This window comes from Runella aurantiaca, from assembly GCF_003339505.1.
Lineage (GTDB): Bacteria > Bacteroidota > Bacteroidia > Cytophagales > Spirosomataceae > Runella > Runella aurantiaca.
The window spans coordinates 381302-396219 of record NZ_QPIW01000003.1; the positions used below are offsets into that span (position 1 = coordinate 381302).

The window sequence follows — 14918 nt, forward strand, 5'->3', positions numbered from 1 at the left end:
AAAAATGTTTTTGTAAGTGAGTATTGCCGCGGGCAATGTGTCTATCTCTCTATAGACAGGGTATCAAAGTACAATTATTTCTATGATTGATTATACCGCCTACGACGCCGAGGCGTTGGCCTTAGACGAATCGTTTCGGGCGTGGGTTTTGGAAAATGCAGAATCTCTTTTTTGGGAGCGATGGCTGGCGGAACATCCCGAAAAGGACGCCGCTGTGCAACAAGCAAAGCGGGTTGTCTGGGCATTGTATCATGCGCAAGAAGAGATTTCGGAAGTGGAAGTGGATGAGGCCATCCAACAGCTCGTGCAACGCGCCGAAGAACGCGTGGCGGTGGTCCCGCTTTGGCGCCAAACCTGGGTGCGCGTGGCGGCGGCAGTGGTGTTGATTCCACTCGCTGGATGGCTGATTTTTCAGCGGAATTTTAGCAAAGAAGTAACCCCTTACCACGAAGTTGTTCAGCAGATTAAGCATGATGTTAAGCTCATCGAATTTACCAATACAACCTCCCGCGCCCAATCAGTGACGCTTTCCGACGGCAGTTCTGTGGTGTTACAACCGCAAACGCGCATTAGTTATCCTACCATTTTTCAGACCGATAAGCGGGAGGTTGTATTGTCTGGCGAAGCCTTTTTTGAAGTCTCCAAAAATCCTGAAAAACCGTTTTTTGTGTTTGCCAATGGGTTAGTAACCAAGGTGCTGGGTACTTCATTTACGGTGCAAGCCTACGAAAAAGACCGGGAAGTTCGGGTCATTGTCAAAACGGGAAAAGTGTCTGTCTTTACGCGGGAAGACCCAGCGGCAGATGCCAAACAAAAAAATCGAGAACTGACTGGCTTGGTGCTGACCCCCAACCAACAAGTGACTTTTCGACGGGCAGATAGCCGATTGGTGCGCTCGTTGGTTGAAAAACCGCAATTATTGGCCCTGTCCGACATTCAGCAGCAGAGTTTTGAGTTTCGTCAGGCGCCCGTTTCGGATGTATTTGCGGTGTTGGAAAAAGCCTACGGCGTAAAAATTGTGTACGACGAAGAACTCATGGGCGCTTGCGAACTCACCGCCACGCTCGGTGATGAACCGTTGTTGGAAAAAATGCACCTTATCTGTAAAGTACTGGAAGCCAATTATGAACTGATAGATGCGCAGATTGTGGTGACAGGGAAGGGATGTAAGTAAAAAAACAAATAATAACCGCTAAACTCCACATACTTCGATAAGTAAAGAACCTTTTAAACCCCTTGGAGACGCTATGATTTAGAAAAGTATCACCGATTAACCAACAAAAAAAAGTCGGCGATGTGTCCGCATCACCGACCCGTAATTTCCCCAAAGTTTCTCAGGCTTCGTGACACCCGTTTATTGACGAGTGCGGGGATGTTTTTGTCAATTCAGTAAACCAACAAAGTCCAAAATTATGTCAAAACATCGACAATTCAACAAGTTGCTGCTCAAAATCATGCGAATCACTTGTTATCAACTTTTCCTGATTATCCTCGGCACTTCTCTGGGGTACGCCATAGATAGCAGAGGTCAGGAATTACTCGAACGAAAAATCAGTGTTCAGGTAGCTAACCAAGAAATTGGACGCGCCCTCGAACGCATCGAAAAAGTAGCGGATGTGCATTTTATGTACAGCCCCCAGCTTATTTCTTCTAAACGAAAAGTAACTTTAGTGGCTAAGAATGAGCGGCTTTCCACCATACTGGAAGGCTTGCTCCGGCCGTTGAATATTGAATATGAGGTGGTAGGAAATAAAATCCTGCTCAACCGGATGCCGCCCAGAACCGAACCCGAAAACGAGCGTAGTGAGCCTTTGCTGAAAGAAAAACCCGCCGATAAGCTTCTCAAAGGGAGAGTGATTGACGCCGAAAAAGGGGATGGACTGCCGGGGGTGAGTATTTTGCTCAAAGGAACGCAGCGCGGCACTTCAACCAATGGTGACGGTGAATATTCCATCGCACTGCCCGACGGCGAATCGGCAGCGGTGTTGGTGTTTAGTTTTGTGGGCTATGAGCCGCAAGAAATCGTGGTAGGTAACCGCACCGCACTTGATGTTTCGCTCAAAACCGACATTAAAGCCCTCAGCGAAGTGGTGGTGGTGGGCTATGGACAGGTCAAAAAGAGTGATTTGACCGGCTCCGTGGCTTCGGTAAAAGCAAAAGATATTACGTCGTTTCCGATTACGACGCCCGTGCAGGGAATGCAAGGACGCGTGGCAGGGGTGCAGGTAATTCAGAACTCTGGCGCGCCTGGCTCTAATATTTCGGTGCGGATTCGGGGAGGCAACTCGCTGAGAGCCAGCAATGAACCCTTGTACGTAGTTGACGGTTTTGCACTTTCGGGAAGCCTTGCCGCGCTCAACCCCTCCGATATTGAATCCATGGAAGTGTTGAAAGATGCCTCCGCCACCGCCATTTATGGTTCGCGCGGCGCCAATGGGGTCGTGATTGTGACCACCAAAAAAGGCAAAGCGGGTAAAAGTCAGGTGGATGTAGAAAGCTTTTATGGGATTCAATCACCCACAAAGCTGATTGAAATGATGAACGCCCGCGAAATGGCCGAAATCGCCAACGAGCGCGCCACCAATGATGGAGCTAAGCCTTATTTTACGCAAGATGAAATCAATGGGTTTGGCGAAGGAACCAATTGGCAGAAGGAATTGCTCCGAAACGCCCCCATCCAAAACCACGGACTGACTTTCTCGGGCGGTACTGAGCGGATGCAGTACTCATTTTCGGGAAATTTACTCTCACAGGAGGGGATTGTTCCCAACTCAAGTTATAAAAAAGGAACCATTCGGGGCAATATCAACCACCGCGTAAGTGATAAACTGACCTTTGATTTTAGTACCATTTTGAGCCGGCTCAACCAAGGGCGTATCGATGGCGAAAACAGCAACCGGGGCAACGGGGCGCTTTCTGCCATTTTGGTAGCTCCTCCCACGGTGGCACCGTTTACACCATCCGGCGACTATAGCAATGTGGTTCCGTATTCGTTCAGTTCCAACGTATTGCTCAATCCGTTTGCGCTCGTCAATGAGCGGACCGACAAAGATGTGCGGGATTATGTATTGGCCAACACCGCCGTCAATTATGAATTTATCAAGGGACTTTCGTTAAGAATTTCGGGAGGTATTGAAACCTTTAACAGCCGTCAGGATCAATATTCGACCCGTAAATTGTCTACTTCCCCAACGGGCTCAGCTTCGGTTTCTACGTCTCGGCAAACCAACCTCTTGAACGAAAATATCCTGAACTACGTCCGTTCGTTCAATGAAAAACACAATCTGTCGCTGACGGGTGGGGTGACGTACCAAAATCAAAAAAACAATTCGTTGAGTGCGGGCGGGAGCGGTTTTGCTTCCGATGTACTCACCACCGATGCGTTGCAGGGAGCCGCTACGCCGGGTATTCCGGGCAGCGGAGCGTCGGAATGGACGTTGCTTTCTTACCTCGGGCGGGTCAATTATTCCTTGAAAAACCGCTATTTGTTCACCGCCAGCTACCGGGCCGACGGGTCGTCGCGGTTTGGAAAGAGCAATAAATGGGGATATTTCCCGTCGGCCGCTTTTGCATGGCGGGTGATTGAAGAAGATTTTCTGAAAGACAAATCGTTTTTGTCGGATCTTAAACTGCGGGTTTCGTGGGGACAAACGGGCAACACGGCGCTGAGTCCATACCAAACCCTGAACAGTTTGGCATCGTATCAAACGATTTTTGGCAACGACCTTTCGATTGGCTATGCCCCAAGCGGGAGTTTATCCAATCCTGACCTGAAGTGGGAAACTACCACCCAGACCGACATCGGACTCGACATTGGCTTTTGGCAAGACCGCATTCGTCTGACAGCGGATTATTACCAAAAAAATACCAAAGACTTGTTGGCTATTGTCTCGTTGCCGACTTCCGCAGGCTACACCAGTACGACCCAAAATATTGGTGAAATCCAAAATTCAGGGGTAGAACTAGGGCTAGATGCCAACCTGTTTTCGGGAGAATTTAAGTGGGATATTTCAACCAATGTTTCTTTTAACCGCAACAAAGTGAATCAGTTGGTGGGAGGAAGCGATGTGTTTGGCAGCAGCCTGCAAAATCCGCTTGGAGTGCCTGTCAGCTTGGTGCGCGTGGGTCAGCCCGTGGGGGTTTTCTTTGGGTATCAGGAAAATGGACTGAATGAAAAAGGAGAGATTGTTTTCAAAGATTTGAACAACGATGGTATTATCAACACCAATGATAAAACCATCATCGGAAACCCTAACCCCAGTGCCATTTTTGGATTCAGCTCGTCGGCTTCGTTCAAAAACTTTGAGTTGAACCTGTTTGTGCAGGGTGTGCAGGGGGTAGACCTGTTTAACTTCAACGTGGCCAGTTTTGCCAACAGTTTCAACTTTGGCGAAAACCAAATCAAGGATTTGTATGCCAATCGTTGGACACCACAAAGCCCTAACCCCAACGCTAAATACCCCAAAATAAGCGTCAATACAAAGTTTAGAGAATCAGACAGATACGTAGAAAATGGTTCTTTTGTGCGGGTTAAAAATGTCCAATTAGCGTATAATTTGCCCACGGCCCGATGGGGGCTTAAATGGATGCGGAAAGCACAGGTGTACGTGAGCGGTCAGAATTTATTGACCTTGACCAAATATTCGTGGTACGACCCCGAAGTAAGTACCCTCGGCGGTGGCAATTCCATCAGTCCTGGCGTTGACCAGTTTGGGTATCCCGTAGCCAAAACCATCACATTTGGCGCACGTCTCGGTTTTTAATTTCCAAAATGAACTTATTATGAAAAAGATAGCTATTCTCTTTCTTACCCTTTTGTTTACATCCTGCGAAGGTTTACTGGAAGAAGTCCCAACTGACCGCTTGTCGCAAGAGAATTTTTATAAATCCAAGGAGGACCTCATTGCGGCCCTGAATGCCGTGTATGCGCAGGTACGGGGGGCAAACTCGTACGGCACCAACTATCCGGCGCAATTGAACGGAATGTCAGATTTTTGTATTTCGCGTGGTACCCAGATTCCTGTCAGCGAATTTCAGGGGTTGGACGGTACCAATATCGGCCGCACAGATGTCATTTGGCGCGACTTGTTTCAAAGCATCAATTCCTCCAACATTGTGATTCAGGCCGTTAAAGGCGTAAACATCACCGACGCCGAGAAAAACGCCATCGAAGCAGAAGCTCGTTTTTTGAGGGCGTTAAACTATTATAATTTGGTGCGCAACTACGGCGGAGTGCCACTCCGCACCACGCCCATCGGTGAGGTGTCGCAGGTGCGTGGAAAACGCGCTTCGGTAGATGAGGTCTATAAACTAATCACCGACGATTTGCAGTATGCCGAAACAAATTTGCCCAAGACCGTTACCTCTGGGCAGGCAGGACGCCCCACTCTGTATGCGGCTAAGTTGCTGTTGGCCAGTGTGTATCTGACCCGTGAAAACTGGACCTTGGCCCGCGACAAAGCCGACGAGGTCATTAAGTCAGGGTTGTATTCATTGGTTGAAGTCAAGACCTCAGATGATTTTGAAAAGCTTTACGGTGCCGATTTAACCACGACATCGGAAGAGGTTTTTTACATCAAATATGCCCGTATCACGGGTCAGGGCTGGGGGTATCCGAGTTATCAACACCCTGCTGATGGTCCCTATACCACGGGTGTGCGGGCGCATTTTACCTTGCCCACTTTGCCTTTGATCAAAAACTGGTCTGACAAAGACTTGCGCAAAGATTACAACCTGTATTCGTCTTATACCAATCGCAGCGGTAGACTGACGACTTTCCCCACGGCAGAGCCGATTTGTTTTCGTAAATTCAGGGATACGCCCGCCAATCCTGCGGGCAACGATTTTCCGCTTTTACGTTATGCCGAAGCCTTGCTTATTTATGCCGAGGCGGTAAGCCAAGCCAACAACGGCCCCACCGCCCAAGCCTTGGAAAGCCTCAATAAAGTACACCGTCGGGCGTATGGGTATCCTTCAGGGGCGGCATCTCCCGTTGATTTTACGTTGGAAGGACAATCGGCGGCGTCTTTTAGAGAATTGGTCATGACCGAACGAGCCTACGAATTTATGATGGAAGCAAGTCGTTGGTATGATCTCAAGCGATTGGGCGTGGCCAAACTCAAAGAAATCATCAAAACGGCGCGCGGCAAAGACGTGAAAGATGCGCATTTGTTTTGGCCGATTCCGAAGCAAGAAATGGATAATAATCCTGATTTATCACCTGCTGACCAAAATCCCGGATACTAATATCTTAAGGTGTTTTTAGGTAGTAAAATATACTTAAAAACACCTTTTTTAACCAATAATCACTTTTTTACAATGAACAAAATTCGCTCTCTGGTGTGGCTGATTGCCACCGTTATTTTATTGCCGAGTCATAAAATGGGAGGTTTGATGGAATCTCCGAAAAATGCACAAAATAGCCCAATGGCGGTGCGACAGGCCGATGTGATTATTTATGGTGGAACCTGCGCGGCAGTCATTGCGGCGGTACAGGTGAAAAAAATGGGTAAAACCGTCATTGTTGTTTCTCCCGACAAACACTTGGGCGGCTTGTCGTCGGGTGGGTTGGGCTTTACCGACACGGGCAACAAAGAAGTGATTGGGGGCTTGTCGCGCGAGTTTTATCAGCGACTCTATACGCATTATCAGAAAGAAGCCTCGTGGAAATGGCAGAAAAAAGAAGAATACGGCAACAAAGGGCAAGGTACGCCTGCTCTTGACGGCACCAACCGGACCATGTGGATTTTTGAGCCTCACGCGGCAGAAGGCGTTTTTGAGGATTTTGTCAAAGAGTACAAATTGACCATTTATCGTAACGAATGGCTCGACCGTTCGGCCAAAGGAATCACCAAAAAATCGGGCGGAATCACTTCCATTAAGACCCTGAGTGGCAATGTATATCAGGGAAAAATGTTTATCGACGCTACCTACGAAGGCGATTTAATGGCGTTGGCGGGGGTAAAATACCACGTAGGTCGCGAAGCCAACAGCGTGTACGGCGAAAAATGGAACGGCGTTCAGGCGGGTGTGTTTCAACACGGTCACTATTTCAAAGCCAACGTCAGTCCTTACAAAATTGAAGGAGACCCGAAAAGCGGATTACTACCAGAGGTATCGGCTGAACCCATCGCTGAAAACGGTACGGGCGACAATAAGATTCAGGCGTACTGCTTCAGAATGTGCCTCAGCAATAACCCCGACAACCGCATACCTTTCCCAAAACCAGAAGGTTATGACCCCGCCCGTTATGAGTTGTACGCGCGGGTGTTCAAAACGGGCTGGCGCGAAACCTACGATAAGTTTGACCCTATTCCTAACCGTAAAACCGATACCAATAACCATGGCCCGTTTAGCACGGATTATATCGGCAAAAACTACGATTATCCCGAAGCAAGCTACGAGCGCCGCCAAGAAATCATCAAAGACCATGAGTTGTATCAAAAAGGCCTGATGTATTTTCTGCAAAACGACCCGCGCGTTCCCGCCGATGTGCAGGACAAAATGAAGCAATGGGGATTGCCCAAAGATGAATTTACCGACAATGGCAACTGGCCGCACCAACTCTACATCCGCGAAGCGCGGCGCATGATTGGCGAATTTGTGATGAAAGAAGCGGACGCTTTGGCGCAAACCAAAGTGCCCAACCCTATCGGTATGGGTTCTTACGCGCTTGATGCCCATAACGCGCAGCGGTACGTCAAAAGTGATGGCTTCGTGCAAAACGAAGGTGACATTGGCGTACATCCCAAAAGTGCCTATTCTATCGCTTACGGGTCGATTTTGCCCAAAGAAAACGAGTGTAATAATCTTTTGGTGCCTGTATGCGTGTCGAGTTCACACATTGCGTTTGGCTCGATTCGGATGGAGCCCGTTTTTATGATTTTGGGACAATCGGCAGCCACGGCGGCGGTTTTAGCGATTGACGGTAAAATGTCACCCCAAAAACTTCCCTACGAAAAACTCCGCGAGGTGTTGTTGAAAGACAAACAGCGCTTGGAGTTGTAAGAATATCGGTTTTTATATCTGGGGGTTTTGACGAGTCACTTTACGGCAGAACCCCCGGTAATTCGTACAGGAGCCTCGAATTGCTACTCATCTTGTTTTCGATTCATCATTGCTTTTTTTCGATGCTACATTTTGTATCTTGATTATCACTAAGATTGCTCAACTCAGAGACACGCTTAGCTATACGATTAAAGTCTTTACCTATAAAGTGAAAGAGATTCTGAGGATGTATCTTTTACAACGACAAAAATCAACTACGGCGTCTAACCAGCGATGTCTTGCCCGATTATCATCGAGCCAGGAGACAATTGCTGCCCAGTAGATTTGTGTATTCCGTTTACAATTAAACAAACCAAAAAGGTAGGAAAACCATTGTAAATCCTATTGAAGAGAAGCAACCCTTATTTTTTTCAGTAATCTCATAGCTACCAACTCCTCGTTCACCTTGTGGGCGAGGAGTTTTTGTGTTAGGGGTATAGATACATTTTGGCATGAATTTTTCTTTCACGGGGACCTTTGCGCTCTTTGATTTATGCGTATCCTTTTTCCTACCGTTCATGGTGTATTATTTCGAATAAGTATACTATGGCATCTTACTTGATAAATAAATATTTTAAGTGGGAGTACGCATAAAATTTTGTTTCAGTCTTTCAATCCACCTTTTTTTTAATTCATAAACTTATTTGATATGACAGGTTAACATTCCTTTTTCTTAATCCATTGCTTACCTCAATCTTTGAAAATAGTCTTATGAAAAAAATATCCTTATTGCCTTTCTGAAAGGCCTCACCATTGATTGGTGTTTTATTATTTTGGCAAATAAGTAGTAGCCAAGTTTGGGGCAAACCCTTACCATTGAAGCCTCTGCCGACAAAACAGACATTCTGACTGGGGAAACGGTGCTTTATACCTTCAAGTTCGACAACATGCGTATCATATTAAGTAGACTATGTTGCCATGACATCCTACCTATTTCATATAATACTTTGAAAATTTTAATACCTAATACAATGAAAATATATTTATTATCTTTTTCCAAGAACACAGCCTTTTTGGCAATACTATTTTGCCTTTTTGCTAGTGTAGCCCAAAGTCAAGTTGTTCTTACTCTTGACTACAAAGAAAAAAATAGCCTAACGACCATTGAGGCAGGTGATAAGTATTGCCTTCAGTTAGATTATTCCATTTCCAGCACCACAGGAAATGCTTCAGGAGTGAAAGCAGTTATTAACCTACCTGATAATATTTACGGGGTAAGCGATTTTGTGGGTACAACCCACGCCCCGGTGGCAAATTTCGTCTTTACCAATACAGTAGGGGCTAAAAAACTCACCATTACCTTCGTTGATCCACTTCCATCGGGTTCGACGGGCGTATTGGAATTTTGTGTCAGAACCAATAACCTCACCACCCCCAATAATACCAATCTCTGTACCACCGCTGAAGTAACAGATGGAAGCGGAGCCACCTCCGGAGTCAAAAATCAGTGCATCAACGTTACGGCCATTCCTCGAATTTGTGCCACAAAAACGCTGCTCAATGGTGGGGCAATCAACAACATCACCACTTACCGAGTTCGGGTTTCTGCAACCAGTGGTGGTTCTTACCCCGTGCTGGCTCCCTTTGGAACGTTGCAGGCAACTAATATTACCATTACCGACAGCTTGCCTGCCAATGCAGAGTTTATCAGTGCAAAAGTATATAACTTAAACAATACAGAAATAGGGACAGGCACCTACTCCGCAGGCGTGGTGACGGCAAGCATCCCCAATCTATCATTACGACAATTGAATGGCACCGGTGCTTGGGAGAGTTTTTACTATTACTTAGATATACAGGTAAAATTCAACTCGCCTGATTTTAATGCAACCGATGTTGTGACCAATACCGCTACGGTGGCCTATACGCCCTTTTCTGGCAGTGCCTCAGTACTCAATGATGGTGATAATGTGGGAGGATGTGTTTCCGATTTAACAGAGACGACCACTCTGGCAGAGCCTACTATCTCGGCGGTATTGACAAAATCAGGCGGTGGTACTTACTACCCGGGTCAGCGATTTGCGTACCCCTGGAGTTTTACCAATAATGGGAATACCCCTTTGGATAGTGTAGAAATCATAGAGACCATTCCCGCGAATGTCATCATAGACCAAGATGCCGAATTCAATGGGGTACGGGTAGCTGAATGGGACGATGTTGATCATATTGAGTATCAAACCAATGTATCGGGGAGTACTTGGATTGTATTACCTGATGCTACGGGCGTTCCCGACCTTGCTGCGGGTACTTACTTCACCAAAATCAAGTTTGTGCTGAGAAGTCCCTTTCCGCCCAATGCATCGTTGTTGGCGAATAACCAGATATTGCATTTTAAATCAATAGGAGAAGTAACCATTCCCGAAACAGTCACTAACTGTATGGAGTGGACAAGTACCACAGCAGGAATACCTAACCAGGCAGGCCGAACTGTGTGTAATAATTCGGTAATTTTACAGCCTAGACCTACTACCTCCAAAGCTAATTATACCGCAAATCATCTATCGAACTGCTCGCAAGTATTGGGAGGGACTGTTACTTTTTCTGGAACAGTAACTGCTGATATAGGTTACGCTGATGGCAGTAACCCTGTCTGTGCTTTATTAATTCCTACAGGCTCTACTTATGTGTCAGGATCAGAGACTTTTACAGCTAACAATTCTGGTATTACAACGCCTCCTACACTGGAAATTATCCCTAATTATATAACAACAGGAGGAGTTCTAAGAGATTTGTACCGCTGGACATTTCCAAGTGGGACGATTTTGCCTTACGGTAAACAATTCACTGTGAATGTTTCCGTGAAAATTTCGCCAGCCCTTCCCCCTGGACCTTATAATGCTGAGTTTATTGCAACCTTCTCCAATGCTTCTGCGAGTGTGCCAGACTACAACTACGGAAATTTTACGGATACTCAGGACTGGGATTTGGACGGAAATACTACTGAGTTGGTAGGAAGATCTAGTACAAATTACGGGCAATGTGATATCAATATTGCAGTCTCTGCTTCTATGGAATCCATCAAATGGGTAAAAGGAATTTGTGATACGACTTACTCCAGATATCCTGCCTTTGGGCAAACAGTACCAGGAGGAAATGCTGACTACAAACTCATTGTAAAAAATACGGGTAACGTAACGATGAAAGATATCAAAATCATTGATATTCTTCCGTTTATTGGAGATAAGGGGGTAATCGACCCAAGCAATCGTTTGACAGCTTGGCGGCCTAACTTAGCCGATCCGATTTCGGCACCTGCGGGTATCACCGTTTATTATTCTACCACAGGTAACCCCTGCCGTGATGAGGTCAAACAGCCCTTGGACCCTTCTCCTTTCCCAACGGGTTGTGTACCTGCCAATTGGAGTACTACGCCGCCATCAGATATTACCAAAGTACAATCAGTCAAAATTGATTTTGGTACGACGGTACTAGCGGGAGGTGATTCATTAGTATTCAACTGGCCCATGAGAGCGCCCGTAAATGCTCCAACCAATAACGAGATTGCCTGGAACTCCTTTGGATTTGTGGCCACACGCACCGATAATAATCAAGCACTTTTGGCGGCAGAACCTATCAAAGTAGGCATCAAGGTAAAACCTGGGTCGCCCGCTTTCTATGGGGATCTAGTATGGTTTGATACCAATAAAGATGGCATTCAAGATGCCAATGAGGGCGGCGTTGATGGAATTAAAGTAAAACTATTTTCGCCAAGAGTAACGGGCGCACAAAACCCAGCCACCGACTCGCTCATTAATTTTACGATTACTGGCAACGGTGGATATTACAAGTTTACAAACTTATTACCCGGAGATTATTACGCGGTATTCTGTTTACCCGTAGGATATTCTACTTCACCTAAAAACGCAGCCAATAGCACCCCTAACAATGATTCTGATGGTAGCAATACCACCTACAACAGCGAGCCCGCTACCATTACTGCTACCACAACGCTAACCGCTGAGGAAGAAGATTATTCATGGGACCAAGGAATCTATTGTGATTTCGTGCCAGCAGTTACCTCTATTCAATCCGTAACAGAAGGAAGTTCTATTACACTTACAGCCAGTGGTGGAACTACCTATTTATGGTCGGGCCCTAACGGTTTCTCGGCTACTACGGCCTCCATTACCATTAATGCTGTGACCCCTGCTGACACAGGTACTTACACTGTCAACATTGAAGTAGGTGCTTGCCGGGCTAGTTTAATCACGGGCATTCAGTTAATTTCCTGCGTTAAGCCAGTAGTCTCAGTCACGCCTAAAGTTCAGACGATATGTGTAGGCAGTGCAGCATCAGCTTACACCGTTACACCAAGCACTGGCGTAGAGTATAAATGGTACGGCCCATTGGCCGATACGACGAGTAGTTTGGGAACCGCCATCAGCGGCCAAACTACGGCTAACTATACGCCAACAGGTGCCGCCCTCGCTGCAGCGGGTACTAAATACTATGCCGTGGTTGTCAATACGGCAGGTGATGTGACTTGTGCTGATACCGCTTTTGTGAGTATAACTGTGATACCTAGCCCTACGCCTCGTGTTGATACGATACAATGTGCTGGTGTACCACCGACCAGTGGCTTTGCTTATTTGCTCAATACGACCTTATCAGGCGGGAATTGGTCTGCATTGCCCACTAATCCAACCGTCATCACCATTGGAACGCCCACATCTACCCCTCGGCAGGTTGTAGGAGGACTTACAGTAGGCACTTATCGGTTTGTTTATACTACTTCTACCTGTTCTGATACCGTAACGGCAGTAGTGCATGAATCTGCTTCAACTATCTGTACGATTGACTCATTAAAAACTTTACAACGTTTAAGTGATGCCGGAAACAGTACCTTGGATGATGTCAATATTGTTGGAGGTGAACGTGACATGCAATTAGAACTGTTGCCATCACCACTTCCTGAGGTTATCTCGGGGTATGTGGGTAATGGTATCATCTCCCATTCGAATGGTCCTGGAAATTATTCAAAACTAACCCTCACTTGGGATGGTAACGATAATGATGCTTTAACACTGAACCCTACTGGTTTAGGAGGTATTAATATGACAGGCGGAGGAGAATTTGGGTTTCTGATTGCCGGAGCGGATATACTGCGCAGTAAATTCACACTGAGAGTTTATACGGATGCCGCTAACTATTCAGAGTCGGTAGTTGTCGTTGATTCGGGTACAGTAACACAATTTGCCAACATACCGGTGAAATTTACGACGTTTACGGCAGTAGGCTCGGGAGTAGACCTTTCAAATGTTGGTGCTATTCAGTTGATTATTGAACCTATTGATTTACAGACTTCGGCAAATGGTATAGACCTAACATTAACGTGTTTGCAGACCCCATGTATTGTACCCTGTACTAAGCCAATCGCATCCGTTACCCCTAAAACACAGGCGATATGTGTGGGTAGTTCGCCTACCGCCTATGTTGTTAGTTCAAGCACTGGCGTAGCCTACACATGGTACGGTCCGTTGGCCGATACAACGAGCAGTTTGGGAACGGCCATCAGCGGCCAAACCACGGCTTCTTATACACCCACCGGTGCCGCTCTTACCACAGCAGGTACTAAATATTACGCCGTAGTGGTCAACACCATCGGTGATGTGAGTTGTGCTGATACTGCTTTTGTCATGCTTAATATCAATGCCCAACCCGTGATTGGTGATGGCGCGGCGACGATTTGCGTAGGTGAAACGGTAGATTTGACGGCATATATTACTAACTATGCTACTTTCCTTAGTCCAGTGTGGAAGGTAGGGACTGCCAATGGCACGGTTGTGGCAACGCCCACATCGGTTCAGCCAATAACAACGACCACGTATGTGTTGGTAGCGCAAAACGCAGCAGGCTGTCAAGACACATCTCAAGTAGTGGTGACGGTGAATGCAAAACCGAATGCTGGCAGAGACACCACTTTGGCTTGCGTGGATGCCTTGAGCAACACTTTAGCGACGAGTTACACATTAGTTCCAATTCCACCCGGCGGTACGTGGTCACAAATTGGCACTACACCGACTACAGCCATCATTACGGGTAATAATGTAACTGGGATGACGTTTGCAGGAACATATAGTTTTGTGTATGATTTGAATGGCTGCAAAGACACGGTGTCGGTAACGGTATCACCTTGTGCAGGATGTGTCAAACCCGATGCTGGTCCTGACGCGGTGGCGGTCTGTCAGCCTATCAGCACGGCCAAATTAACGGCATTAACATCGGGAGGCAGTTGGTCACCGATAGGAAGCCCCGCCAACCCATCGGCAGCGATGATTGACAACAGTGGCAACATCACAGGCTTGTCTACGGCAGGTACTTACCGCTTTGTGTATTCAGTTACCTCAGGTGGTCAAACCTGTACCGATACGGCCGAGGTGATTGTCAATGCCAAACCTTCGATTGGTGATGGCGCAGTGACGATTTGCTCGGGTGAAACGGTAGATTTGACGGCTCAGATTACTAACTATGCTACTTTCCTTAGTCCAGTGTGGACGGTAGGGACTGCCAACGGCACGGTTGTGGCAACGCCCACATCGGTTCAGCCAATAACTACGACTACGTATGTGTTGGTAGCTCAAAATGCCGAAGGCTGTAAAGACACTTCTCAAGTAGTGGTGACGGTGAATCCAAAACCTAATGCGGGCAGAGACACCACTTTGGCTTGCGTTGATGCCTTGAGCAATACCTTAGCGACGAGCTACACATTAGTTCCAATTCCAACAGGCGGTACGTGGTCACAGATTGGCACTACACCGACTACAGCCATCATTACGGGTAATAATGTAACTGGGATGACGTTTGCAGGAACATATAGTTTTGTGTATGATTTGAATGGCTGCAAAGACACGGTGTCGGTAACGGTATCACCT

The 14918-nt window shown here is 46.7% G+C and carries 6 protein-coding genes; all 6 read left to right on the forward strand.

What is annotated here, in order from left to right; all coding sequences use genetic code 11:
- Positions 1 to 82: 82 nt before the first annotated feature.
- Complete coding sequence (locus DVG78_RS06900) at positions 83 to 1174, forward strand: FecR family protein (protein WP_114460345.1); 1092 nt, start codon at positions 83 to 85, stop codon at positions 1172 to 1174.
- A 238-nt stretch (positions 1175 to 1412) separates the two neighbouring features.
- Positions 1413 to 4763, forward strand: coding sequence for a TonB-dependent receptor (locus DVG78_RS06905; protein WP_114460347.1), 3351 nt, complete (start codon positions 1413 to 1415; stop codon positions 4761 to 4763).
- A gap of 19 nt (positions 4764 to 4782) precedes the next feature.
- A complete protein-coding gene (locus tag DVG78_RS06910; protein ID WP_114460348.1) occupies positions 4783 to 6246 on the forward strand; it encodes a RagB/SusD family nutrient uptake outer membrane protein in 1464 nt (487 codons plus the stop codon).
- Between the two features lie 135 nt (positions 6247 to 6381).
- On the forward strand, positions 6382 to 8007 hold the full coding sequence (locus DVG78_RS06915) for an FAD-dependent oxidoreductase (protein ID WP_229598155.1): 1626 nt from the start codon (positions 6382 to 6384) through the stop codon (positions 8005 to 8007).
- 273 nt (positions 8008 to 8280) lie between these two features.
- Positions 8281 to 8385 (forward strand): CVP-CTERM putative protein-anchoring domain-containing protein, encoded by a 105-nt coding sequence (locus tag DVG78_RS30740; RefSeq protein ID WP_510186798.1) that lies wholly within the window; start codon positions 8281 to 8283, stop codon positions 8383 to 8385.
- 674 nt (positions 8386 to 9059) lie between these two features.
- On the forward strand, positions 9060 to 14918 hold a 5859-nt coding region (locus DVG78_RS06920), incomplete at its 3' end, for an SdrD B-like domain-containing protein (RefSeq protein ID WP_310589118.1).

What these genes read in the sequence shown, in the direction of transcription:
- DVG78_RS30740 (WP_510186798.1), top strand. Translation starts at nt 8,281, where the DNA reads ATGTCTTGCCCGATTATCATCGAGCCAGGAGACAATTGCTGCCCAGTA.
- DVG78_RS06905 (WP_114460347.1), top strand. Translation starts at nt 1,413, where the DNA reads ATGTCAAAACATCGACAATTCAACAAGTTGCTGCTCAAAATCATGCGA.
- DVG78_RS06915 (WP_229598155.1), top strand. Translation starts at nt 6,382, where the DNA reads ATGGGAGGTTTGATGGAATCTCCGAAAAATGCACAAAATAGCCCAATG.
- DVG78_RS06900 (WP_114460345.1), top strand. Translation starts at nt 83, where the DNA reads ATGATTGATTATACCGCCTACGACGCCGAGGCGTTGGCCTTAGACGAA.
- DVG78_RS06910 (WP_114460348.1), top strand. Translation starts at nt 4,783, where the DNA reads ATGAAAAAGATAGCTATTCTCTTTCTTACCCTTTTGTTTACATCCTGC.